General features: G+C 72.6%; 19 protein-coding genes. 8 read left to right on the forward strand and 11 right to left on the reverse strand.

Going from position 1 to position 23117, the window contains the following annotated elements:
• Window positions 1–38 precede the first annotated feature (38 nt).
• On the forward strand, window positions 39–2672 hold the full coding sequence (locus tag AC07DU_RS00705) for a SpoIIE family protein phosphatase (protein WP_479109351.1): 2634 nt from the start codon (window positions 39–41) through the stop codon (window positions 2670–2672).
• 82 nt (window positions 2673–2754) lie between these two features.
• Here AC07DU_RS00705 and AC07DU_RS00710 read toward each other — a convergent pair whose 3' ends face one another.
• From AC07DU_RS00710 to AC07DU_RS00720, 3 genes are all read right to left on the reverse strand, one after another.
• Window positions 2755–4011 carry a vWA domain-containing protein gene (locus tag AC07DU_RS00710; RefSeq protein ID WP_479108818.1) on the reverse strand — a complete coding sequence of 419 codons (1257 nt, stop codon included), beginning with the start codon at window positions 4009–4011 and terminating at the stop codon, window positions 2755–2757.
• The gene (locus AC07DU_RS00715) at window positions 4008–5249 is read right to left on the reverse strand and encodes an AAA family ATPase (protein WP_479108819.1); all 1242 of its coding nucleotides are present in this window, start codon (window positions 5247–5249) and stop codon (window positions 4008–4010) included. Before AC07DU_RS00715 ends, AC07DU_RS00710 begins: the two co-directional genes overlap by 4 nt.
• 86 nt (window positions 5250–5335) lie before the next feature.
• On the reverse strand, window positions 5336–6790 hold the full coding sequence (locus AC07DU_RS00720) for a hypothetical protein (RefSeq protein WP_479108820.1): 1455 nt from the start codon (window positions 6788–6790) through the stop codon (window positions 5336–5338).
• A gap of 123 nt (window positions 6791–6913) precedes the next feature.
• Here AC07DU_RS00720 and AC07DU_RS00725 point away from each other — a divergent pair, with 123 nt between their 5' ends.
• Window positions 6914–7402, forward strand: coding sequence for an isochorismatase family protein (locus AC07DU_RS00725; RefSeq protein WP_479036725.1), 489 nt, complete (start codon window positions 6914–6916; stop codon window positions 7400–7402).
• 65 nt (window positions 7403–7467) lie between these two features.
• Here AC07DU_RS00725 and AC07DU_RS00730 read toward each other — a convergent pair whose 3' ends face one another.
• Both AC07DU_RS00730 and AC07DU_RS00735 read right to left on the reverse strand, forming a co-directional pair.
• Complete coding sequence (locus AC07DU_RS00730; protein WP_479036722.1) at window positions 7468–7764, reverse strand: hypothetical protein; 297 nt, start codon at window positions 7762–7764, stop codon at window positions 7468–7470.
• A gap of 272 nt (window positions 7765–8036) precedes the next feature.
• Window positions 8037–8732, reverse strand: a complete 696-nt coding sequence (locus AC07DU_RS00735; RefSeq protein ID WP_479035098.1) for a helix-turn-helix domain-containing protein — start codon at window positions 8730–8732, stop codon at window positions 8037–8039.
• Window positions 8733–9180: 448 nt separating this feature from the next.
• Between AC07DU_RS00735 and AC07DU_RS00740 the strand changes: the two genes are divergently transcribed.
• The 3 genes from AC07DU_RS00740 to AC07DU_RS00750 all read left to right on the forward strand — a co-directional run bounded on the left by AC07DU_RS00740 (window position 9181) and on the right by AC07DU_RS00750 (window position 11784).
• Window positions 9181–10593, forward strand: coding sequence for a phenylacetate--CoA ligase family protein (locus AC07DU_RS00740; protein ID WP_360895995.1), 1413 nt, complete (start codon window positions 9181–9183; stop codon window positions 10591–10593).
• Entirely contained in the window at window positions 10590–11504 is a 915-nt protein-coding gene (locus AC07DU_RS00745) for a hypothetical protein (protein WP_360895993.1), read from the forward strand. Before AC07DU_RS00740 ends, AC07DU_RS00745 begins: the two co-directional genes overlap by 4 nt.
• Before the next feature lie 148 nt (window positions 11505–11652).
• Entirely contained in the window at window positions 11653–11784 is a 132-nt protein-coding gene (locus AC07DU_RS00750) for a hypothetical protein (RefSeq protein WP_479108821.1), read from the forward strand.
• On the opposite strand, the gene AC07DU_RS00755 is transcribed toward AC07DU_RS00750, so the two are convergent.
• From AC07DU_RS00755 to AC07DU_RS00770, 4 genes are all read right to left on the reverse strand, one after another.
• Complete coding sequence (locus AC07DU_RS00755; RefSeq protein ID WP_360895990.1) at window positions 11762–12178, reverse strand: VOC family protein; 417 nt, start codon at window positions 12176–12178, stop codon at window positions 11762–11764. The two genes, AC07DU_RS00750 and AC07DU_RS00755, sit on opposite strands and share 23 nt — an antisense overlap.
• Before the next feature lie 10 nt (window positions 12179–12188).
• Window positions 12189–12608: a helix-turn-helix transcriptional regulator gene (locus tag AC07DU_RS00760; protein WP_360895987.1), complete on the reverse strand. Its 420-nt coding sequence runs from the start codon at window positions 12606–12608 to the stop codon at window positions 12189–12191.
• A 67-nt stretch (window positions 12609–12675) separates the two neighbouring features.
• Entirely contained in the window at window positions 12676–15087 is a 2412-nt protein-coding gene (locus tag AC07DU_RS00765; protein ID WP_479108822.1) for an ATP-binding cassette domain-containing protein, read from the reverse strand.
• An 85-nt stretch (window positions 15088–15172) separates the two neighbouring features.
• A complete protein-coding gene (locus tag AC07DU_RS00770) occupies window positions 15173–15613 on the reverse strand; it encodes a VOC family protein (protein WP_479108823.1) in 441 nt (146 codons plus the stop codon).
• 126 nt (window positions 15614–15739) lie between these two features.
• Here AC07DU_RS00770 and AC07DU_RS00775 point away from each other — a divergent pair, with 126 nt between their 5' ends.
• The 3 genes from AC07DU_RS00775 (at window position 15740) to AC07DU_RS00785 (ending at window position 20281) form a co-directional block, all read left to right on the forward strand.
• Window positions 15740–16681, forward strand: a complete 942-nt coding sequence (locus AC07DU_RS00775; RefSeq protein WP_479035084.1) for an NAD-dependent epimerase/dehydratase family protein — start codon at window positions 15740–15742, stop codon at window positions 16679–16681.
• A 76-nt stretch (window positions 16682–16757) separates the two neighbouring features.
• Window positions 16758–18782: a DNA helicase RecQ gene (gene recQ / locus AC07DU_RS00780; RefSeq protein ID WP_479108824.1), complete on the forward strand. Its 2025-nt coding sequence runs from the start codon at window positions 16758–16760 to the stop codon at window positions 18780–18782.
• 149 nt (window positions 18783–18931) lie between these two features.
• Window positions 18932–20281 carry a flavin-containing monooxygenase gene (locus tag AC07DU_RS00785; RefSeq protein ID WP_479108825.1) on the forward strand — a complete coding sequence of 450 codons (1350 nt, stop codon included), beginning with the start codon at window positions 18932–18934 and terminating at the stop codon, window positions 20279–20281.
• A 79-nt stretch (window positions 20282–20360) separates the two neighbouring features.
• Here the strand turns inward: AC07DU_RS00785 and AC07DU_RS00790 are convergent, their stop codons facing one another.
• Both AC07DU_RS00790 and AC07DU_RS00795 read right to left on the reverse strand, forming a co-directional pair.
• Window positions 20361–21503 carry a tryptophan dimethylallyltransferase family protein gene (locus AC07DU_RS00790; RefSeq protein ID WP_479108826.1) on the reverse strand — a complete coding sequence of 381 codons (1143 nt, stop codon included), beginning with the start codon at window positions 21501–21503 and terminating at the stop codon, window positions 20361–20363.
• Between the two features lie 263 nt (window positions 21504–21766).
• Window positions 21767–23110 (reverse strand): cytochrome P450, encoded by a 1344-nt coding sequence (locus AC07DU_RS00795; protein ID WP_479108827.1) that lies wholly within the window; start codon window positions 23108–23110, stop codon window positions 21767–21769.
• Window positions 23111–23117 lie beyond the last annotated feature (7 nt).

The raw sequence follows: 23117 nt of genomic DNA on the forward strand, positions 1-23117 counted from the left end.
GGTTCAAGAGCGTCGCCGGACAGGTATTCGTCCTCCAGGTGGCGATCGTGGTGTTGCTCGCCGCCGGAGCCCTGCTGGCCCTCGTGCTCCAGTCCCGGCACGACATCGAGCGCGAGGCACGCAACCGGTCGGTGTCCGTCGCCGAGACCTTCGCCCACTCCCTGGGGCTGCAGGACGCCCTCAAGAGGCCCGATCCGGCCGCCGTCCTGCAACCGCTCGCCGAACAGACGCGCAAGGCCGCCGGAGTGGACTTCATCGTCGTGATGGACACCCACGGCATCCGCTACAGCCATCCCCAGCCGGACCGTATCGGGAAACGGTTCGTCGGCACGATCGAGCCCTCGCTCGCCGGCCGCGTCCACACCGAGAGCGTGGACGGGCCGCTCGGCAAGGAGATCCAGGCGGTGGTGCCGGTCACCGCGGCCGACGGACGCGTCGTCGCCCTCGTGTCGGCGGGCCTGACCGTGAAGAACGTGACCGGTGTCGTCGACCGGCAGCTCCCCGTCATCCTCCTGGCCATCGCGACGGGCCTGGCCCTGGCCACCGCCGGCACGGCGCTGATCAGCCGCCGGCTGCGCCGCCAGACCCACGGGCTCGGCACGCAGGAGATGACCCGGATGTACGAGCACCACGACGCGGTGCTCCACGCCGTGCGCGAGGGGGTGCTGATCACCGACGGCGAAGGGCGGCTCCTGCTCGCGAACGACGAGGCGAAGCGGCTCCTGGGGCTCCCGGAGGACGCCGAGGGGCGCCACATCGGCGCGGTACCCGGCCTGGACCGCCGGATGGCGGACCTGCTGCTCTCGGGCCGGGAGACCACCGACGAGGTGCTGGAGACCGGGGACCGGCTGCTCGTGGTGAACCAGCGGCCCACCCACCCCCGGGGCCGGCCCGAGGGCGCCGCGGTCACCATCCGTGACTCCACGGAGATGCAGATCCTCACCAGCCGGGCCGAGACCGCGCGCCGGCGCCTCAAGCTGCTGTACGACGCGGGCGGCGACATCGGCACCAGCCTCGACGTGGTGCGTACGGCCGAGGAGCTGGCCGCCGTGGCCGTACCCCGCTTCGCCGACTTCGTCACGGTCGACCTGGCGGAGCCCGTGCTCCACGGGGAGGAGCCCGGCCCGGGCGCCGACATGCGGCGCACCGCTGTCAGCGGCATCCGCTCCGACCACCCGCTCTACCCCTGCGGCCGGCTGATCGACTTCCTTCCCTCCACCCCGCAGGCGCGCGGCTACGGCACCGGCGAGGCCGAGCTGGTCCCCGACCTCGCCCACGCGCCCGGCTGGCACGCCCAGGACCCGCCGCGCACCCGGGCCATCGTCGAGTACGGCATCCACTCGCTCATCGCGGCGCCCCTCAAGGCCCGGGGCGTCGTCCTCGGGGTGGTCAACTTCTGGCGCTCGCAGAAGCCGGAGCCCTTCGACGAGGACGAGCTGTCCCTCGCCGAGGAACTCGTCGCCCGTGCGGCGGTCAGCATGGACAACGCCCGCCGTTTCACCCGTGAGCACGCCATGGCGGTGACGCTCCAGCGCAGCCTGCTGCCGCGGGCCCTGCCCGAGCAGAGCGCCATGGACGTCGCGCACTTCTACCTGCCCGCGCAGTCCGGAGTGGGCGGCGACTGGTTCGACGTGATCCCGCTGCCGGGCAGCCGGGTCGCGCTGGTCGTCGGCGACGTCGTGGGCCACGGCCTGCACGCCGCGGCCACCATGGGGCGGCTGCGGACCGCGGTGCACAACTTCTCGTCGCTCGACCTGCCGCCCGACGAGATCCTCGCCCGCCTGGACGACCTCGTACAGCGCATCGACCACGACCGGGAGGGGGACGGTGACGACGCGGACGACGGCGTCCTCGGCGCGACCTGCCTGTACGCCGTCTACGACCCGGTGTCCCAGCACTGCACGATGGCGCGGGCCGGGCACCTGCCGCCCCTGGTGGTCGCTCCCGACGGCACGACGGAGATCGTGGAGCTGCCCGCCGGACCCCCGCTGGGGCTGGGGGGCATGCCGTTCGAAACCGCGGAGCTGTACCTGGCCGAGGGCAGCCAGCTCGTGCTCTACACGGACGGACTGGTCGAGCAGCGCAGCCGTGACATCGGCGAAGGGTTGGAGCTGCTGCGCGCGGCACTGAGCCATCCCGACCGGGACCCGCACGAGAGCTGCCGGGCCGTACTGGACCTGCTGCTGCCGGACCGGCCGACGGACGACGTGGCGCTGCTCATCGCGCGGACGCGGACCCTCGGCGAGGACCGGGTCCTGCAGTGGGACGTACCGATGGAGCCGAGCGCGGTCGGCGCGGCCCGCAGCCTCGCGGCGAAGAAGCTCGACGAATGGGGCCTGACGGAGCTCGGCTTCGCCACGGAGCTGATCCTCAGCGAACTGATCACCAACGCTCTGCGCCACGGCAGCGCGCCGGTACGGGTCCGGCTGCTGTACGACCACACCCTGACCTGCGAGGTGTGGGACGGCAGCAGCAACGCCCCGCACCTGCGGTACGCCGCCACCACGGACGAGGGCGGGCGCGGACTGTTCCTCGTGGCGCAGCTCAGCGAACGCTGGGGCACCCGGTACACCCCCGAAAGTAAGATCATCTGGGCGGAGCAGGCGCTGCCCGGGGAGCCGGGTGCCGCCGCGCCCGACTTCGCGGCCTTCCTGGACGTGGATCCGCTCTGAAGCCGGTCCGGCGCCCGGGGCCGAGCGGCGCGTGCCGCTGGTGGCACGGGGCCGAGGCGTGGTTGCCCGGGCGGTCGCGGGCTCAGCGGCCGGGAGCCGAGCCGATCTCGACCACGCGGGCCCAGGCGGGCGGCGCGGGCGGGACGTAGTCGGGGTCGTCCTCGTCCCACGACCCGCCCGCGCCGAGCCGGGGGAACAGGCCCACCACCGTCCGGCACGACGGTCGTGCCCCGGGCCAGGGCGTCTGCCCGTCGGTCAGGACCACCACGACATCGGGCGCCGGCCGCATGCGCAGGGCCCTGGCGAAGCCCGCGCGCAGATCCGTCCCCCCGCCGCCGATCAGCGGGATGCCCTCGGCACGGCAGAGCGGGTGCACGACCTGGGCCGACGCGTCGCAGGGCAGCACGCTGACCAGGTCGCGCCGCCCGCCCACGGCCCGCGCGATCGCGGCGACCTCGTGCAGCGCGCTGCCCAGCTCGGAGTCACTGACCGAGCCGGAGGTGTCGATGACCACGGCGACCCGGGGCGGCGTGCGCCGCAGGCTCGGCAGTACGACGCCGGGCACCCCGGCCGAGCGCCGCGACGGCCGGCCGTACGTGTAGTCCTCGCCCGCGCCGGCTCCGGAGGTCGCCGAGCGCAACGCCGCCCCCAGCAGCTCCCGCCACGGCTGCGGCGGCTGGAAGGCCTCCTGCGCCCACCGCCGCCAGCCCTGCGGAGCGTTCCCCGGACGGCCCGTGATGCCCTGCGCCACCCGGAAGCGCACCAGGTCCCGCTCCTGCGCGTCCAGGCCGTGCGCGCCGTCCGGTCCCAGGTCCCACTCCCGGTCCAGCCCGTCCGCGCCACTGCCGCAGTCCAGCCAGGCCATGCCCTGCGTGCACGGCCCCAGCTGGAACTGGCGCAGGTAGTCCTCCATCAGCTGCCCCGGATCCAGCCTCAAGGTGCGCGGCTCGACCACCCCGTCGGGCTTGACCAGCCCGTCACCGAACACGTCGTCGTTGATCTCGCAGTCCGCGGCGATGTTCATCCGCAGGCGCTGCGCCCGCCCCGACAGCCCGTGCTCCCGCGCGAACCGGTCGCTGCGCCCGTGATGGTCGCGCAGCAGGTGCGACACCTCGTGCACCCACACCCCGGCCAGCTCCTCCACCGGGGTCAGGTCCACGAACGACGGTGAGACGTAGCACCGCCAGTGCCGGTCGACGGCCATCGTCGGAACCGTCCGCGACTCCACGGTGTGCAGGGCGAACAGCGCCGTCGCCAGGTACGGCCGCGCCCGGGCGGCGTGCAGCCGGGCGGCGAAGAGCTTGTCGAGGTCCAGTGCCCCCGTCGCGACCCGCGTCATCGGCCGGCCGTCGCGGTGGCCCCGGTGCGGGCCGCGGCCAGGGCCGCCGAACGGTCCGCCCGCCGGGACAGGGAGACCGCTCCGGCGAGACGCTCGATCGACACCGGAACGTCCCAGTCCTGGCGGCGCAGCGAGGCGAGCGTGGTCGCGGGCACGACCACCAGGTCCGGCGCCCCGGTCTCCAGCGCCCGCACGAGCACGGCCCACGCCGCGTCCCAGCGGGCCTTCTCGGGACGCGCGCGGACCGCTGCCACCACACCGTCGAGCACGGCCTGGCGCAGGTCCCCCCGCTCGGGCAGGACGGCGGCCGCCGGGTCGGCGAGGAGCACCTCGGGGTCCGGGAGGTCCATCCGGTCCATGCTCGCCAGCAGCTCCAGGCCCGGACCGTCCCCCACGGTGCCCCTGACCAGCGAGGACAACACTTCCCGGGAGGAGCCGGCCGCGGTCGCGAAGGCGATCAGGCACACGGTCATGTCCCAGCTCCGCGGCGACGGCCAGGCACCGCCGCGGCGCGCCTCGTTACTGGGCAGCCGGTGCACGAGCGCCGGGCGGGCGGCGAGGAGCCCGCACACCGCACGACGGGCGAAGTCCACCGCCGCGGGCAGTTTCCCCGGGTCGAGCCGGGGCAGCGTCGCCACGGGCCACGTCCCGCCGAGACCGCGTACGACGACCTCGTGGTCGTGGGTCCACTGGAGGTGCACGAACCGGTTGGCCAGGGGCGGGCTGAGCTCCCAGCCGTCCGCGGCCGAGGAGCGCGGATTGGCGGCCGCCACGATCCGGACCCCGGGCGGCAGCTGCAGGGCGCCGATCCGCCGCTCCAGCACGAGGCGCAGCAGGGCGGCCTGGACGGCCGGCGGGGCCGTGGACAGTTCGTCCAGGAACAGCAGCCCCCGGCCGGCCTTGACCAGTCGCACCGCCCAGTCCGGCGGAGCCATCGGGACACCCTGTTCGGCGGGGTCGTCGCCGACGATCGGCAGCCCCGAGAAGTCGGAGGGCTCGTGCACGCTGGCGATCACCGTGGTCAGCGGCAGGTCCAGGGTCGCGGCGAGCTGGGTCAGGGCCGCGGTCTTGCCGATACCCGGTTCACCCCACAGGAGGACGGGCAGGTCGGCGGCCACCGCCAGGGTCAAGGCCTCCAGTTGGCTGTCGGGGCGCGGTTCGGTCGTCGTGTCGCGCAGCAGGGCCAGCAGGTCGCCGGCGACGTCGAGCTGGGAGGGCATGGGCGTGGGCAAGGGCATGTTCGATCACCTATGGGTTCGTCAGAGGGTGGGGCGGCGGAGGTCGTCGGCGGTTGTGGGGAAGGGGGGGGAGCGGGGTCCCCGGATCAGCGGGAGATCGCCTGGCGCGGGTGGGAGCGGTGTTCGCGGGGGCGGGTCGTGCCCGGGTAGGTGCGGCCGGGGCCCGGTCCGGCCAGTCCCGCCCGGAACAGCCCGTGGGTGATCCGCTGGTGGGCGGCCGCCTCCAGCGCATCGCGCAGAGCACCCGGGCGCAGCAGTGCGTCGGGGCCCAACAGGCCCGCGACGACGTCCAGCGCCCCGGCGGTGTCGCCGTGGGCGAGGCGTTCGCGCACGCCGGTGAGGCAGTCGGGACGGCGGTGCGCCAGGTCGATGGCCTGGAGGCAGGGCAGGGGAGTACCGGTCAGGGCGACCAGGAGTTCCTCGCGCCGGATCTCGTCCGGGTCGTGGTCCAGCGGGACGAGCACCCCGTCGACCAGACCGATCCGGTGCCGGGCTCCCCGGCACTCCACGAGGCGCGGTTGCCCCGGCCGGTGCGTGGGGTCAGCGGCGCCGGCCCGGGCGTGACCCGGTACCTGACCGGCTGCGTGGTCCGATACCAGGGCCGAGGCGACCAGCGGGTGCAGCCGGTCGGCCCGGATCGAACCCGTACGGATCAGTTCCAGGTCGGGCAGCACCCAGGTCGCCGCATCGGGCAGGACCGGCAGCGCGGAGGCGCTGCCGTCGGCGGGGGCCGCCGCGATCCGCAGTACGGGCGTCCCGTAGCCGTCCGCGGGGGCCCGGTCGAGGACCAGCCGCTGCCGGGCCCCGAACCGTACGGTGACACTGCCGGCGGCCCGTCCCCCGGCCCGGAGCAGGATCTGCGCCTCGGCCGCCCACCGGTCCACGGCGCAGTGGCCCTGCCAGGGCGCCGGAACCGGCAGTTCGGGATCCGTCGGCATCCGGCCGCCGACGGGCAGCCGGTCGGCCCCGGACCGGATCCGCAGCTCCCCGGTCCTGCGCCCGTCCCACAGGTGACGGTGCAGATCCAGGCGGAACCGCCGGTCGGGACGGGGGTGGGGATGACGGCCCGCGCCGTCGCCGGGGCGGGACGCGTCCCACAGGGCGAGGCTGATCCGCTGACCGGCCTCCGCCCAGGCGGGCGCGGTCCGGACCACGAGGTACACCGGAGCGGCGCCGTCGTGCCCCGCGCCGTCGTGTCCTGCGGCGTCCTGCCCCTCGGCGTCGTACCGGGCCAGGGGCACGGTCAGTCCCGGGCGCAGGAGCCCGTCGGGAGCGATGCGCGGCATGTGCCAGCGCAGCAGGTCCGGTGCCAGATGACGCAGATCGGCCCGGATGCGGGCCGCGAGTGTCCGGCCGTGGGTACGTGAGGTTCTTCTCAGGTCGAGATCGACGTCGATGCCTGCGGCGGCGCACGCCCCCGCCCAGTCGCCGGCATGCCGGCGGGCGGTCGCAGTCTCGATCATGGACGGCGGCACGGCGAACTCGCGCACGCGCAGCCAGAGGGAAAGGCGGGAATCCTCGTTCGCGGTCTCGGTGAGCATCAGGCCTCACCTTGCGCGGACGGGACCCCCGATCTGTTGAGGAAGTGAGTCATCATCGAGCGTGACCCTAGCCCCTCGGCTTTCGAACCGCCATGCGTTTACTGCCCGGTTACGATCACTGCCGTGACCTCCGCGCTGATCCTCATAGACCTGATGCCCCGCATCGTCGCGCTGCCCGTCGCTCCTCACACCGGCGAGGAGGTACTGGCCCGCTGCCGCCGACTGGCCGATGCGTTCCGGGCGCAGGGCCGCCCGGTGGTGCTGGTCCGAGTGGAGCGGCCGAACGTGGCCGAGCAGCCACCCGGCAGCGGCTTCGCGGACGATCTGGTCCGACCCGGGGACCTCGTGGTCGTCAAGCGCACGGTCGGCGCGTTCCACGACACCGGCCTGCACGAGCAGTTGCTCGCCCGCGGCGTGGACACCCTGGTGCTCGCCGGGCTGGTCACCACCATGGGGGTGGAGTCCACCGCGCGGGCCGCGAGCGATCACGGCTACGAGGTGGAGTTCGTCGCCGACGCGATGTCCGGATTCGCCGCGGACGAGCACGAGTTCACCGTGGAACGGATCTTCCCCCGGTTCGGCGCTGTGCACGACACGGCCGTCTACACCTGAGCCGGTGAGTACGCAGGCCCTCGGCCTGGCGCTGCGCGGGCACCGCGTGACCGGGGTGGGCCGCTTCAGCCCGGGAACGTGCTCGTGGGCTCCGCGGTGTCGTGAACCAGCTCGGCGAGCTGGAGCAGAAGTCCGTACGTGGCCATTCGGCCGTGGATACGGAGGAAGTAGGACCGGCTGGAGCACTTGAAGATCTCGCGGCGGTTCACCTTCCAGAGCTTGTGCTCGTACGTGTTCGCCGCCTCCAGCAGGGCCGCTACGGCTTCCTCCGTACTGCCGTCGAATTGCGCGAGCGTTCGCGCGTTTCGGTCCATCTCGCTGACACCGTCGACGGGTATGGCGAGCACAGTCCATCGGGACACGCTGAAGTCCGTTCTTCCCCGCACCGCCGGTCGCGGGGCGCACCTTCCGAGTGTGGCAGGCGCACCCTCACACCCACCCGGCACCCTCAGCGACCGGCGGACACCCGCCTAGGCCCTGTCGTCAAAGTCCCGCCTGGCCCGCGGTGTCCGGCACCGCACCTCGCCGCGTTGTCGGGGCGCCCGAGTACGTCCAGTACTCGGGCGCCCCTCCGCCTTGCGATGCACGGCACCGGACACCGCGGGCCTGACCGGCGCCACTTTGACGACAGGACCTAGACGGCCGGGTGCGGGAGGCGGGGGCGTGGCGGCGGGGCCGGCAGGCGGGAGAGGTTCGCGCTGATCATGGCCGCCGCCCGGCTCACGACCTCGCCCAGCGGAGCGATCTGCTTGCCGTCCAGGGCCGTTGCCGCGACCGTGGCGACGACCTGACCGGACGTGGAGTGCACCGGCGCCGCCACGCACGAGAGCGAGCTCACGCACCGGCCGTACTCGAAGGCGAGGCCCCGTTCCCGGGCCCGCGCCGCCTCGCGCGCCCACTCGCCCTTCCCCCAGCCCGCGGGCGGCTCCGCCACCGGCGCGGACGCCGCGAGGACCAGCTCGGCCGCGCTCCCCGGCGGGAGCACCGCGCCGGAGCGCAGCGGGAAGACCTCGTCCACCTCTCCCCGCAGACCGCCGACGATGATCGTGTGCCCCGCCTCGGACACCGACAGGCTGAAGCTCAACCTCCCGGCTGCCGACGCCAGTTCGCGCAGCGGTCGCGCCGAGGCCGAGCGCAGGACCCGTGCGGGGTGCCACGCCTGCCCGAGGCGGAACGTCCTCGGCCCGAGCCGGTAGCGGCCCTCCTCGCTCTGCACCGCGCCGAGCGAGACCAACTGGCCGAGCAGGCGGTGCGCTGTGGCCTTCGGTAGTTCGGCGTCGGCCGCCAGGCGGGTCAGCCCGACTTCGTCGCCCTGAGCGAGTGCTTCCATGAGCGCGAAGGCACCCTCGAGTACTCCCCGCCCCTCTGTGCCGGATCTGGCCATGAGCGGTCCCCCTCTCACGCCGGGACCACCGGTCGGGTGGTCCCGGAATTCCCCGTTCGTACCAGCTCGGCAACAGGACTTTGTTGCCGCCCCGTTCACCGGCCGGTCCGTTGAATGGACCCGATCATTGCCCGTGCACCCGAATCACGCCACTGTGTCATCACCCAAGTGACGGAACGTTACTGCGCCTCCCGGGGTGTCCGAGCGGCCGTCCACCGGAACGAAACAAGGAGGGTTCCCATGAGCTCGATCAAGACCAGCGCCAAGCAGTTCAAGTACGTCATGTCCGCCATGACGGCGGTCTTCTTCTCGACCTGTTCCGGCAGCTGACGCAGTGAACAGGGGTGGGGACGGCTCGCCGTCCCCACCCCGTGCTACGCCTTAGGGAGGCAGAGTGCTGGAGACCGGTGTCCGGCAGGTGCGGGTGGCGATGTCCATGGTGTTCGGCCGACGGCTGAACGTACGGGCCGTGGAGCGGCTGGTCGCCGACGCCCTCGCCACGCTGGAGGAGTTCGGCTCGCTCGGCGATGACGTCGACGAACTGGCCGACGGGCCGTTCGCGGACCCCGACGACCGCCGGGACCTGCAGAACCGCGCCCTTCAGCGCACCGTCCGCAGGCTCGCCAAGCTCTCGCCCTTCTACCGGGAGCGGCTCGCCGGAGTGGACCTCGAAGGGCTGACCGTCGAGACGCTCACCCGGATCCCGGTGACCCGCAAGGCCGATCTGATCGAACGCCCCACCGACTTCCTGTGCAGCTCGCCGTACCTGGCGACACAGACGACCGGTACCACCGGCCGCCCCGTACAGATCTGGGTGTCCCGCTACGAGATGGAGCTCTGGCCCGCGCTGATCGCGCTGTCCATGGTGCTCCGCGGCGACCTGCGCCCCAGCGACCGGATGCAGATCAACATGAGCTCCCGGGCCACGGCCGCCGTCCAGGAGGACGTCGAGGTGTGCCGGCTCGCCAACGCCTCCTGCCACGTCGCGGGACAGATCCCGGCCGAGGAGTCCGTCGACCACCTGCTCGGACGGTACGGCACCCCGCCCACCCTGCTCACCGGCAACCCGAGCTACCTGGGCCAGATGGTGACCGCCGCTCGCCAACGCGGCTACGGGCCGGACGACTTCGCCGTCCGCGCCGTCTACGCCGGCGGGGAGATGCTGTCCCGGGCCCTGTCCGAGGCCCTGCGCGAGACCTTCGGGGCCCAGGACGTCAACGACACCTTCGGCATGACCGAGCTGCTGCCGGTCGGCGGCCGCACCTGCAGCCACCACCACCTCCACATGGACCCCAACATGGGGTACATCGAGGTCCTCGACCTGGAGACGGGCGAGCCCGCCGCACCCGGCCGGCTCGGCGAGCTCACGGTCACCCCGTACTACCCCTACCGGGAGTGCATGCCGGTCCTGCGGTACAACACCGGCGACGTGGTCCGCACCCTGGACGGCGAGCCCGAGTGCGAACTGAAGGCCGTGCCCGCGGTGTCCCAGATCCTCGGCAAGGCGGGCCTGCTGCACCGCACCGCCGAGGGCGTCGTGACCCCGCGCGACGTCCTGGAGGCGCTGGACGGCACCCCCGGTCTGCCCTGGCCGCTGCGCCACAGCGCCCGGGTCGGGCAGGACGGCCGGCTCCACGTGGAGGTCGCCTCCCGGGAGGTCACCGCGGCGGAGGTGACCAAGCGGCTGCTCGCCCAGGACATCGACGCGGAGGTCACGGTCCTGCCCCTGAGCGAGGAGGAGGCCGCCCGCCGGTTCCCGCTCCGCTGCGACCTGTTGGAGCACACCTTCACCCGGAGCCACGCATGACGGTCTTCTTCCAGATCACGGCCACCACCGTCCTGGCGCTCGCGGTGTGCGCCGGCGCGGTCCTCTACTTCCGCAACGTGCGCACCCAGAGGCCGCCGGTCGGCGTCTTCAACGGCCGGGACATCTTCCTGATGATGGGCTTCGTCCTGGCGCTGCCGTACATCTACCTCACGCTGCCCGGCCCCGTCCTCCCCGTCGTGCTCGCGCTCGTCTTCGCGGGCGGCCTGTCCGTCGGCTACCAGCCCCTCATCGGCAACGGCAGGCTGCGCTGGGCGCTGATCGCCGTGCTGATCGCGAGCGTGCTGCTCCTCCACATGGCGTTCGGCGGTACGCGGCCGCCGTACTGGGTGGCGAACAGCGCGGTCGTCCTCCTGGTCGTCATCTCCGCCACGAACCTCCAGGTGCAGGGCGGCATGCGGCTGAAGAACGTCGCGTGGTTCCTCCTCGCGCTCACCGTGTACGACGCGTTCTTCGCCACGGTGATCCCGCTGACCCAGGAGCTGTCCGACGCGGTCCAGGGCTATCCCTACGCCCCCGCCGCCGGCCTGCGCCTCACCGAGGACGCCGGCGCCGTGGTCGGCATGGGCGACCTGCTGGCGTACGCCCTGTTCACGACGGCCGCCTACAAGGCCTACGGGAAGCCGGGCCTGTGGACCGGGATCGTCCTGGTCACCCTCTTCGGAGCGGTGGCGCCCATGGCCACCCTGCACATCGTCACCGCCGTCACCGACAGCGCCCCCACCCTCATCCCCGCCCAGGTGTTCTTCGGCCCGGCGGCCTTCATCGGCTACCTGGTGCTGCGCCGGCGGGGCCCGGAGCGGCGCATGGTCGAGGTGCTCTTCCACCGGGCGCCCGCGCCCGTCGCCCGGCAGACCCCGAGCCTCGACGCGGCGGCCCGTCCCGTCGGCTGACCGGCCACCGGCCACCGGCCGCGGGCGATCCCGGCGGCCCGGGCCGCCGCCGGCCTGGCCACGCTGCCGTACGGCTTCTGGGCGAAGCTGGCCACGCTGACGCTGACGCGGTGCTGGGCCCGAGGGGCGACCCGGCCCCGACGCCGGGGTGGCCCCCGATGCGCCGGACGCGTCGAGAACCGCCCCGGCCGGGGCGCCGAGCGGCTACTTCGTGGCGGAGAACTGGCTGGACGCGCTGCTGACGGACCTGGAACGCATCACTGCCGACGAGGCTGGTTGAAGCGCAGCATGTTGCCGGAGGGATCGCGGAAGGCGCAGTCGCGGACGCCGTACGGCTGGTCGATCGGCTCCTGCAAAACCTCGCCGCCCGCGGCGCGGATCCGTTCGAAGGTGGCGTCGACGTCGTCGGTCCTGAAGATGACGCCGCGCAGCAGCCCCTTGGCCAGCAGCTCCGCCATGACCGCCTTGTCGGCGGCCGAGGCGTTCGGGTCCGCGAGCGGCGGCTCAAGGACGATCTCCACGTCGGGCTGCGAGGGCGAGCCGACCGTCACCCATCGCATCCCCTCGAAACCGACGTCGTTGCGCACCTCCATGCCGAGGGCGTCCCGGTAGAAGGCGAGCGCCTTGTCGTGGTCGTCGACGGCGATGAAGCACTGGGTCACTTTGATGTCCATGCGTACGACGCTAACGGCGGGGGGCCGGTTTTGCTTCTCCGTTCCTGACCGGTCGCGTGTGCACCTTGGCGACGCACGCCGGGATGGCGGCGCCCTCGTCGTGGGAGCGGGCCCGGTAGGCACGGGGGCTCTCGCCGACCAGCTCCGTGAACCGCGAACTGAACGACCCCAGCGAGGTACAGCCGACCGCGAAGCAGACCTCCGTCACCGACAGGTCCCCCCGCCGCAGCAGCGCCTTGGCCCGCTCGATCCTGCGCGTCATCAGGTAGCCGTACGGGGTCTCCCCGTAGGCCGCGCGGAAACTGCGCGAGAAGTGGCCCGGCGACATGAGCGCGTCGCGCGCCAGCGTCGGCACGTCGAGCGGCTCCGCGTAGTCGCGGTCCATCCGGTCACGGGCCCGGCGCAGCCGGACGAGGTCCTCCAGGTTCACCCCACCACCATCGCACGCGCGGGGCGCCCGCCCGGGCCCTTCTCTCCACCGTCCCCCGCGTCCGCGGTCAGCGGCCTTGGGTGACGTAGGCCGCGAGGTGCTCGCCGGTGAGGGTCGAGCGGGCGGCGACGAGGTCGGCGGGTGTGCCCTCGTAGACGATCCGGCCGCCGTCGTGGCCGGCGCCGGGGCCGAGGTCGATGATCCAGTCGGCGTGCGCCATGACAGCCTGGTGGTGCTCGATGACGATGACCGACTTGCCGGAGTCGACGAGCCGGTCGAGCAGGCCGAGCAGGTGCTCGACGTCGGCGAGGTGAAGGCCGGTGGTCGGCTCGTCGAGGACGTAGACGCCGCCCTTGTCGGACATGTGGCCGGCCAGCTTGAGCCGCTGCCGCTCGCCGCCGGACAGCGTGGTCAACGGCTGGCCGAGGGTGAGGTAGCCGAGTCCGACGTCGGCGAGCCGCTCCAGGATCTTGTGCGCTGCCGGCGTGCGGGCCTCGCCCGCGCCGAAGAACTCCTCGGCCTCGGTCACCGACATCGCCAGCACCTCGCTGATGTCACGCCCGCCGAGGTGGTGGTCCAGCACCGACGCCAGGAACCGCTTGCCCTCGCAGTCCTCGCAGGTGGTGGCGACGCCGGCCATCATCGCCAGGTCGGTGTAGATGACGCCGACGCCGTTGCACGTGGGACAGGCACCCTCGGAATTGGCGCTGAACAGCGCCGGCTTGACGCCGTTGGCCTTCGCGAAGGCCTTGCGGATCGGGTCGAGCAGCCCGGTGTAGGTGGCCGGGTTGCTGCGCCGCGAACCGCGGATCGGGCTCTGGTCGATCGAGACGACCTCCTCGCCGGCGGCCCCCGAACGGTGGGGCAGCGACCCGTGCACGAGTGAGCTCTTGCCGGAGCCCGCGACGCCCGTGACGACGACCAGGACCCCGAGGGGGATGTCGACGTCGACATCGCGCAGGTTGTTCGTCTTCGCCCCGCGGATCTCCAGTGCGCCGGCGGGCTCGCGTACGGACTCCTTGACGCGGACCCGGTCGTCGAGATGGCGGCCGGTGACGGTACCGCTGGCCCGCAGCCCCTCCACGGTGCCCTCGAAGCACACGGTGCCGCCGCCCGTACCGGCGCCGGGGCCGAGGTCGACGACGTGGTCGGCGATCGCGATCGCCTCCGGCTTGTGCTCCACGACGAGCACCGTGTTGCCCTTGTCCCGCAGCCGCAGCAGCAGGCTGTTCATCCGCTCGATGTCATGGGGGTGCAGCCCGATGGTCGGCTCGTCGAAGACGTACGTGACGTCGGTGAGCGCGGAGCCGAGGTGGCGGATCATCTTCACGCGCTGGGCCTCGCCGCCGGACAGGGTGCCCGCCGGCCGCTCCAGCGAGAGGTAGCCGAGCCCGATCTCCACGAACGATTCGAGCGTGTGGCGCAGTGCGGTGAGCAGCGGAGCCACCGAGGGCTCCTCCAGTCCCCGTACCCATGCGGCCAGGTCGCTGATCTGCATCGCGCAGGCGTCGGCGATGCTGATCCGGCCGATCTTCGACGCCCGGGCCCCCTCGCTGAGCCGGGTCCCCTCGCACTCCGGACAGCTGGTGAAGGTGACCGCCCGCTCCACGAACGCCCGGATGTGCGGCTGCATGGCCTCCTTGTCCTTGGACAGCATCGACTTCTGCAGCTTGGGGATCAGCCCCTCGTAGGTGAGGTTGACGCCGTTGACCTTGACCTTGGTCGGCTCCCGGTACAGGAAGTCCTGCATCTCCCTCTTCGTGAACCGGGCGATGGGCTTGTCGGGGTCGAGGAAGCCCGACTCGGCGTACACCTGCACGGTCCAGAAGCTGTCCGACTTCCAGCCGGGGATGGTGAACGCGCCCTCGGCGATCGACTTGGAGGCGTCGTAGAGCTGGGTGAGGTCGATGTCGGTGACCGTGCCCCGGCCCTCGCACCGCGGGCACATCCCGCCGGTGCGCTGGAAGGTCGCCTTGACGGCCTTCTTGGCACCGCGTTCCACCGTGATGGCGCCGCTCGCCCGGACCGAGGGGACGTTGAAGGCGTAGGCGCTGGGCGGGCCGATGTGCGGCGTGCCGAGCCGGCTGAAGAGGATGCGCAGCATCGCGTTCGCGTCGGTGACGGTGCCGACCGTGGAGCGGGGGTCGGCCCCCATCCGCTGCTGGTCGACGCTGATGGCGGTCGTCAGCCCCTCCAGGACGTCCACCTCGGGACGGGCCAGGGTCGGCATGAAGCCCTGGACGAAGGCGCTGTACGTCTCGTTGATGAGCCGTTGGGACTCCGCGGCGATCGTGTCGAACACCAGCGAGCTCTTGCCCGAGCCGGAGACCCCGGTGAACACCGTCAGCCGGCGCTTCGGGATCTCGATGCTGACGTCCTTCAGGTTGTTCTCCCGTGCGCCGTGCACGCGGATCACATCGTGGCGGTCGGTGGCGTGCGGCGCGGGCGACCCCGTGTTCGTCTTCCTGGCCATGCTCATCGTGTACTCCATCCCCTGGGGCGTCGCCCGGCCCGGTCCCATCGGCTTCGAGCAGTATCCATCGCCGATCGGCGATCTGACGGGCTCAGTGGACCCCGTCGGCGCCCGCCTCGCCGACGCCGCTCTCGTTGATGCGGATCAGGTTGCCCGCGGGGTCGCGCACGGCGCAGTCGCGGATGCCGTACGGCTGGTCGGTCGGCTCCTGGACCACCTCGGCGCCGGCGGACCGCAGCCGTGCGAAGGTGCCGTCGAGGTCGGCGCTGGCCAGGATGATGCGGGCGTAGGTGCCCTTGGCCATCATCTCGACGATGGTGCGCCGCTCGTCGTCGGTGAGGCCGGGGTCGACGGCCGGCGGCTCCAGGACGATGGAGGTACCGGGCCGGCCGACGGGGCCGACCGTGATCCAGCGCATGCTGTCGTACCCGACGTCCTTGCGGACCTCGAAGCCGAGCAGGTCGCGGTAGAAGGCCAGCGAGGCCTCGGGGTCGGTGTGCGGGAGGAAGCTCGCGTGCAGGTCGATGTCCATGCCCGCCACGCTAGGCGCGGCAGCCGGGCCGGTGCTTCTCCGATCCTGATCGATCCGCCACCCGGGTCCGTGGCGCGTGATCGATCCGGCCCCCGGGCCCCTGGCGCCTCGCGTTAGGGTGCGTACGTGAGTCTCCATGTCGTCATAGGTTTTGGACCCGCCGGGGCGGCCACGGCCCGTCTGGTGGCCGCACAGGGTCACCGCGTCCGGGTCATCACCACGTCGGGCCGCAGTCCGGAGCCCGGGATCGAGCACGTCGCGCTGGACGCGACGGACAGCGAGCGGCTGACCGCGGCCGCGCGGGGCGCGGCGGCGATCCACCACTGCGCCGCTCCGCCCTACCCCCGCTGGGCGAGCGACTGGCCCCCGCTGGCCTCGTCGGTCTGCGCCGCGGCCGAGGCGACCGGAGCCGTACTGGTCATGCTGGGGAACCTCTACGGCTACGGGCCGGTGGACCGCCCCATGACCGAGGAACTGCCGCTCGCCGCGACCGGCCCCAAGGGGCGGGTGCGCGCCGCCGCCTGGGAGCAGGCGCGGACCTTGCACGAGCAGGGCCGCATCAGGGCGGTCGAGGTGCGGGCCAGTGACTTCTTCGGCCCCGGGGTGAGCGACGGCGGTCACCTGGCCGCGCGGGTCGTGCCGCGGCTGCTGCGCGGCAAGCCGGTCTCCACGCTCGGGGATCCGGACGCCCCGCACAGCTGGACCTACCTGCCCGACGTGGCCAGGACCCTGGTCGAGGTGGCGGGCCGGGAAGAGGCGTGGGGGCGGCCCTGGCACGTCCCGACGGAGCCCCCGCGCTCACCCAGGGAGATGGTCGACCGGCTCGCCGCCACAGCGGGAACGGGCCCCGTCGCGGTGCGCAGGCTCCCCTCGGCGGCACTCGGCCTCGCATCGCTCTTCTCCCCGCTGATCCGCGAACTGAAGGAGATCCGCTACCAGTTCGACGGTCCCTTCGTGGTCGATTCGAGCGCGTACGAGGCCGCGTTCGGCGTGCGGGCCACCCCGCTCGACGAGCAGCTCACGCAGACGGTGGAGTGGTGGCGGGAGCGACTGGCCACCACCGGGTGACGTCCGCGCGGCACCGGTGTCCACAGGTTCCGGCGGACGGAGCCGGGGTGTCACTGGATGACGTTACGCTGTGTGAATGGCCCTTCCGGACGCTTCCCCCGAGATCTCCGACGCTCTCCAGACGCTGCACCGCGTCTTCGGATACAGCTCCTACCGCGGTGAGCAGCAGGAGATCATCGAGCAGGTCGTCGGCGGCGGTGACGCCCTCGTCCTGATGCCGACCGGCGGCGGCAAGTCGCTCTGCTACCAGATCCCGGCGCTGGTCAGGCCCGGCACGGGCGTCGTGATCTCGCCGCTCATCGCGCTGATGCAAGACCAGGTGAACGCGCTCACCGCCCTCGGGGTGCGGGCCGGTTTCCTCAACTCCACGCAGGACCCGTACGAGCGGCAGGCCGTCGAGCAGGCCTTCCTCGCCGGCGCGTTGGACCTGCTCTACCTGGCTCCCGAGCGGCTGCGCGGCGAGAGCACGCAGCGGCTGCTCGACCGGGGCGAGGTGGCGCTCTTCGCGATCGACGAGGCGCACTGCGTCGCCCAGTGGGGCCACGACTTCCGGCCCGACTACCTCGCCCTGTCCATGCTGCACGAGCGCTGGCCCAAGGTGCCGCGGATCGCGCTGACAGCGACGGCCACCGAGGCGACCCACGCCGAGATCGTGGCACGGCTCGGCCTGGAGGACGCCCGGCACTTCGTCGCCAGCTTCGACCGGCCGAACATCCAGTACCGCATCGTCCCGAAGAACAACCCCCTCAAGCAGCTGCTGGAGCTGATCCGGACCGAGCACGACGGGGACGCCGGAGTCGTCTACTGCCTCTCGCGCTCCTCGGTGGAGAAGACGGCGGCCTTCCTGGTCGAGCAGGGCGTCGACGCCGTGGCCTACCACGCCGGGATGGACGCCCGTACGCGCGCGGCCAACCAGGCGCGCTTCCTGCGGGAGGACGGGGTCGTGGTGGTGGCCACGATCGCCTTCGGCATGGGCATCGACAAGCCGGACGTGCGCTTCGTGGCCCACCTCGACCTGCCGAAGTCGGTCGAGGGGTACTACCAGGAGACCGGCCGGGCCGGCCGCGACGGCGAGCCGGCCACCGCATGGCTGGCCTACGGCCTCCAGGACGTGGTCCAGCAGCGCAAGCTCATCGACGGCTCCGAGGGCGACGAGGCGCACCGCCGGTCCCTGGGGATGCACCTGGACGCCATGCTGGCGCTGTGCGAGACGGTCGACTGCCGCCGGGTGCGGCTGCTGGCGTACTTCGGGCAGTCGGGCGAGCCCTGCGGCAACTGCGACACCTGTCTGACACCGGCCGAGTCCTGGGACGGGACGGTCGCGGCGCAGAAACTGCTCTCCACGGTGTGGCGGCTGGCGAAGGAGCGGCGCCAGAAGTTCGGCGCCGGCCAGATCATCGACATCCTCCAGGGCAAGAAGACGGCCAAGGTCATCCAGTTCGACCACGACGCGCTCTCGGTGTTCGGCGTCGGCGCGGACCTGAGCACCGCCGAGTGGCGCGGGGTCGTCCGGCAGCTGCTGGCCCTGGGCCTGCTGGCGGTGGAGGGCGAATACGGGACGCTCGTCCTGACGGACGCCAGCGGCGAGGTGCTCGGCGGCCGCCGGACCGTCCCGATGCGCAAGGAGGCGCAGGTCGCGGGCCCGTCCCGGACGGATTCCGGTGCGCGCTCCGGGAAGGCCGCCCGCGTGCCGGCCGACCTGCCGGCCGCGGCGGAACCGGTGTTCCTGGCCCTGCGCGCCTGGCGGGCCGCGACGGCCCGCGAGCAGGGCGTACCGGCGTACGTCGTCTTCCACGACGCCACCCTGCGGGAGATCGCGACGCGGCTCCCCGCCACGGTGGAGGAGCTGGCCACCATCGGCGGCGTCGGCGAGGCCAAGCTCGCGAAGTACGCCCAGGGGGTCCTGGACACCCTGGCGGAGTGCGACGACGCCACCGCGCCCGCTCCGGAGGCCGCGCCCGCTCCCGAGGCCGCGGCCGCTCCGGGCGCCGTGCCCGTCCCGGCCGCCGCGCCGGCCCTCGCCGCCGGGTTCGCGGACGCGTCCGAGGAGCCGCCGTTCGACCCGGAGGAGACCGAACCGCCCTGGGACGACTGGGAGTAGCCCGCGATCGGTATCGTGAGCCGTCCGGGCTCCTGCAGGGGCTGTCGCGACACCCGTCGCGGCAGTCCCTGCGCTGCTGTGTGCTCCGCCGGTGCGGAGCGAGGGCCAGCGGGGAAGCCAACGCCCGGTACGAGGACGGATGGTGTGCTGTGGAGGGATCCTTGGGCGGGTCGGGTACGGGCGGCGTTCCGGCCGCTGAGACCGTGTGCGTCATCGGTGCGGGGCTGGCGGGGCTGGCGAGCGCGCACGCCCTGGCGGCCAGGGGGATCGACTTCGTCTGCCTGGAGAAGGCGCCGGACGTCGGCGGGATCTGGCGTCAGCCGGGGGCGGGGGAGCGGGGCCCGGCCTATCTGTCGCTGCATCTGAACAGTGCCAAACAGCTCACGGGTTACGCCGACTTCCCGATGCCGTCCGAGCTGCCCCTCTACCCCCGGCACGCCGATGTCGCCGCCTACCTGCGCTCGTTCGCCGAGTGGGCCGGACTGCTGCCCCGTATCGAGCTGCGTACCGAAGTGCTCTCCGTGACACAGGACGACGACGGCGCCTGGACGGTCACGAGCCGCACCGCGCGAGGAGAGGTGAGGGCACGGCGCTTCGGGCAGGTGATCGTGGCCTCGGGCCACAACACCGAGGCGGTACTGCCCAATCCGCTGCCGCCGGGCTCCGATTCCTTCGCTGGAACGATTCTCCATTCGATGGACTACCGCGACGGCAGTGACTTCGCGGGGCAGCGGGTCGTCGTCGTCGGCATGGGGGCCTCGGGCGTGGACATCGCCGCGGACCTCTCCCGGCACGCCGCGCAGACCGTGCTGTCCGTCCGCCGCGGGCTGCACATCGTGCCCAAGCAGCTCTTCGGCATGTCCGTGGACCTGATCGCCGATGCGCCGTGGTGGAACGAGATGTCCTTCCCCGAGCAGCGGAGCTTCGTCGAGCAGGCGCTGCTCGTGGCGCGGGGGCGGCTGTCGGACTACGGCCTGCCCGAGCCCGACCACCCGGTCTTCTCCTCGGCCGTGACCATCTCGGACGAGATCCTCAGCCGGATCCGGCACGGCGCCGTGATCCCGAGGCCCGCGATCGAGTCCCTGGACGGCGGCCGGGTGTGCTTCACCGACGGCACCGCGGTGGAGGCGGACGCCATCGTCTACTGCACGGGATTCCGCATGGCCTTCCCGTTCCTGCCGGCAGGCTGCCCGGCGGGCCCGCGGCAGGAGGCGGTCGAGCTGTACAAGCGCGTCGTCGCGCCCGACCGGCCCGGCCTGTACTTCGTCGGCCTCATCCGCCCGCACGGCTCGATCACGCGGCTCGTGGAAGCCCAGTCGCAGTGGGTGGCGCAGATCGTCGGGGGCGACATCACCCTGCCGTCGCCGGACGCGATGCGCGAGGAGATCAGCGGGTACCTGAGGCGCATCGAGGAGCGCTACGGGCGGACCCAGGGCGCTTCCATCCAGGTGGACGTCGGCTCCTACCTGCGCGAGCTGCGGGAATTGCAGGACGCGTAGGGGGTGGGCAGGTCCGCGGACGGGTGGGCGAAGCTCCTGGTGGGGGACCGCCGGGAGCTTCGCTCGCCTTCGGGGAGCGTCAGAGGACGGCTGCGGTCAGCGGGGCCGCCGCCGCGGCCGGGGGCCTGACCTCGTACGCCTCCGAGGAGATGTAGGCGGTCACCCGCGGCGGCCGGCCCTGCTGGTGGGCGAGCCCCAGGTAGGCGATGAGCCCCACGCCGTCCTGCAGGGGCCGGGCGGTGACGGCGGACAGCGACCGTACGAGCGGGGCGGCGTCCATGCCGTGCCGGCCGAGCACGGCCACCGCCCGGTCGAGCGCCTCGCCGTCGTCCCGCGCGTAGTCGCGGACCGGGATGTAGAGCGTGAAGCCGCTCGGCCGGCCGGTCGCCGTCTCGGTGAAGGCGTGGCAGGACTGGAAGGGCCGACGGACGAGCCGGGGGCCCTGGCCCCCGTACGCGGCGTCGGTGTCAGCCTCGGTGTCATCGGCGTCGGCCTCGGTGCCGTGGCCGGCCGCCATGCGGAAGAAGCTCGTGACCTCGCCCGGTCCCGGGCCGCCGTCCAGGCGGGACAGGCCGGCCGCCTCGGTGGCCGACAGGTCGTGGTGCGCGAGGTAGACCTTCACCCGGGGTTCGTCCCAATGGCCCAGGTCCAAGGCGAAGAAGAGGTGGCGGTCGCCCTCGGGCAGCGCCGCGAACGCCTGCCGGTGGCCGAGCCGTCGCAGGGCCTCGCGCACGGTGTCGGCGGAACGTTCCTGCCCGGACGCCGCCGGGTTCAGGTAGACCTTGACCTTGGGCACTCCGCCGGGGACCAGCTCCAGCGCGCACCAGAGCGCCAACGGCCCCTGAGGGGACGGCGGGAAGAACAGGTCCTCCAGCTCGTCCAGCCGCTTGGTGTCGAATCCCCACCGCTGCGCCATCTCACGGACGGCCCGCAGCCCGGTGCGCCCGTTCTCGGCCAGGCTGCCGGCGCCGTACCCGGGCTCCAGCAGCACGCGCAGCGTCGGCTCCCCGTCCGGCACGAAGGCGAGCGAGAACTCGACCGGCGTGTGATCGTCGGAGAGGAAGGAGCTGTCGTCGGGAGGCAGATCGAGTGATCGCTCGGCGACGGGGCCCAGCACCGTGAGCAGCGTGCGCGCGTACTCCGCGGAATCGGCCCCGCTCAGACCCGCGGCCTCGCACAGCCGCAGCACCTGTCTCGCCGCATGACCGCCCAGTGTCTCCACACCGGGCGGTCTCGGTCCATCGAGGGGTGAGGCGGTCACCGGAACCCTCGCCGCGGACCGGAGCGCCCAAGAAGATACCCGCCTGGAGGGGCGGGTATCGAGGGGTCCCAGCTCGGTGGGGTGCTGTATGACAGCGGCGTCGTCGGATATCTGGTCCACGACACCTCCTTTGCCTCATGAGTAGGAGTGAACAACGCGTTCCTCACTACCCCACAGGCAAAACGTTCATGCCGTGAAAGCGGAACCGGAGGCAGTTAAGTCGATCACGTCGTCAGCCAGTTGAGGAACTGACTCCACATACGATCGCGCTTGCCGCTCGCCTTGCCGGCCTCGGGCCGGGCGGGCGCCTCGGGAGCGGCCTGCGGGACCGTCCGGCGTACCGCCTCGGCGGGCGTGAACCGGGCAGGCAGGGTGGCGAGGCCCCGGTTGAAGGGGCCGGGACGCCACACCAGGCTGTCCTCCGGCACGGCGAGCTCGACGTCGGGGAGCCGGTTGAGCAGGTTCTCGACCGCGGTCACGGTGATCTGCCGGGCGGGCTCCTTCGACGGGCAGGCGTGCGGCCCGGCGCTCCACGCGAGGTGCGCGCGGTTGCTCCCGGCCTGGCGCGCGGCCGTCAGCGCCGGCCCGGTGTTGGCGGCCGCGAAGCTGACCAGCACGAGGTCGCCCGCCTGGAGCTTCTGCCCCGCGAACTCCATGTCCGACGCCGGATAGTGCGGCGCCAGGTTCTGCATGGGCGGGTTCTCCCACAGCGTGTCGTCGATGGCCTCGTCGATCAGCCCGCCCTTGTGGGCGTACGCGTCGTGGGTGAGCAGCCGGTGCAGGGTGTTGCCGATGAGGTTGCGCAGCGGCTCGTTGCCCGCCACCAACAGCAGGGCGAGCTGATGGACCATCTCCTCGTCGCTCAGCTTCGCCTCGTGCTGCATCAGCCACGAGGTGACGTCCTCACCCGGCCGGGCCCGCTTGAGCGCCACCAGTTCGCCGACGGCTCCGAACAGCACCTCGATGGCCCGATCGGCGTTGATGCCGTCGAACATGCCGCTGATGCCGAACAGCACCCGGTCGCCGATGTCGGCGGGGCAGCCGAAGAGTTCGTTGAAGACGAACAGCGGCAACTGCTTGGCGTAGTCACCGAGGAGATCGGCCGAGCCGCGTGCACCGAACTGCGAGATCAGGTAGTTGGAGACCTGCTCGGTGCTCTGGCTGAGCCGGCGCGAGTCGACGCGGGCCATGCTGTCGGTCACGGCCTGACGGAGCCTCAGGTGCTCGGCGCCGTCGGTGAACATGCAGTTGGGCCGGTACGACAGGACCGGCACGACCGGGTTGTCCGGGCTGATGCGGCCTTCGCTCAGGTCCCGCCACCGGCGCGCGTCCTTGCGGAAGGAGCCGGAGTCCTGCAGGAGCTGCAGCGCCGTCGAGTAATCGGTGACGAGGGTCGCCTCCACCCCCGGAGCGAGCTCCACGGGCGCGGTCGGGCCGTAGTGGCGCAGGTAGGCGTAGTAGGCCTGCGGATCGGCCGCGAACCCCGGTCCGTGCAGCGGAACCCGGGCGCCGGAATGGTGAGCAGGGCACCCGGGCGGGGGCACGGGGGCGGTGGGTTGAGCGTCCATGTCTGTT

Source organism: Streptomyces sp. NPDC045695 (genome assembly GCF_056432025.1).

Bases quoted from the DNA above. Each gene is read 5' to 3' on its own strand.
- AC07DU_RS00710 (WP_479108818.1), bottom strand. From the start codon at position 4,011: ATGACGCGGGTCGCGACGGGGGCACTGGACCTCGACAAGCTCTTCGCC.
- AC07DU_RS00715 (WP_479108819.1), bottom strand. From the start codon at position 5,249: ATGCCCTTGCCCACGCCCATGCCCTCCCAGCTCGACGTCGCCGGCGAC.
- AC07DU_RS00720 (WP_479108820.1), bottom strand. From the start codon at position 6,790: ATGCTCACCGAGACCGCGAACGAGGATTCCCGCCTTTCCCTCTGGCTG.
- AC07DU_RS00735 (WP_479035098.1), bottom strand. From the start codon at position 8,732: ATGGAAGCACTCGCTCAGGGCGACGAAGTCGGGCTGACCCGCCTGGCG.
- AC07DU_RS00745 (WP_360895993.1), top strand. From the start codon at position 10,590: ATGACGGTCTTCTTCCAGATCACGGCCACCACCGTCCTGGCGCTCGCG.
- AC07DU_RS00755 (WP_360895990.1), bottom strand. From the start codon at position 12,178: ATGGACATCAAAGTGACCCAGTGCTTCATCGCCGTCGACGACCACGAC.
- AC07DU_RS00765 (WP_479108822.1), bottom strand. From the start codon at position 15,087: ATGAGCATGGCCAGGAAGACGAACACGGGGTCGCCCGCGCCGCACGCC.
- AC07DU_RS00770 (WP_479108823.1), bottom strand. From the start codon at position 15,613: ATGGACATCGACCTGCACGCGAGCTTCCTCCCGCACACCGACCCCGAG.
- recQ (WP_479108824.1), top strand. From the start codon at position 16,758: ATGGCCCTTCCGGACGCTTCCCCCGAGATCTCCGACGCTCTCCAGACG.
- AC07DU_RS00795 (WP_479108827.1), bottom strand. From the start codon at position 23,110: ATGGACGCTCAACCCACCGCCCCCGTGCCCCCGCCCGGGTGCCCTGCT.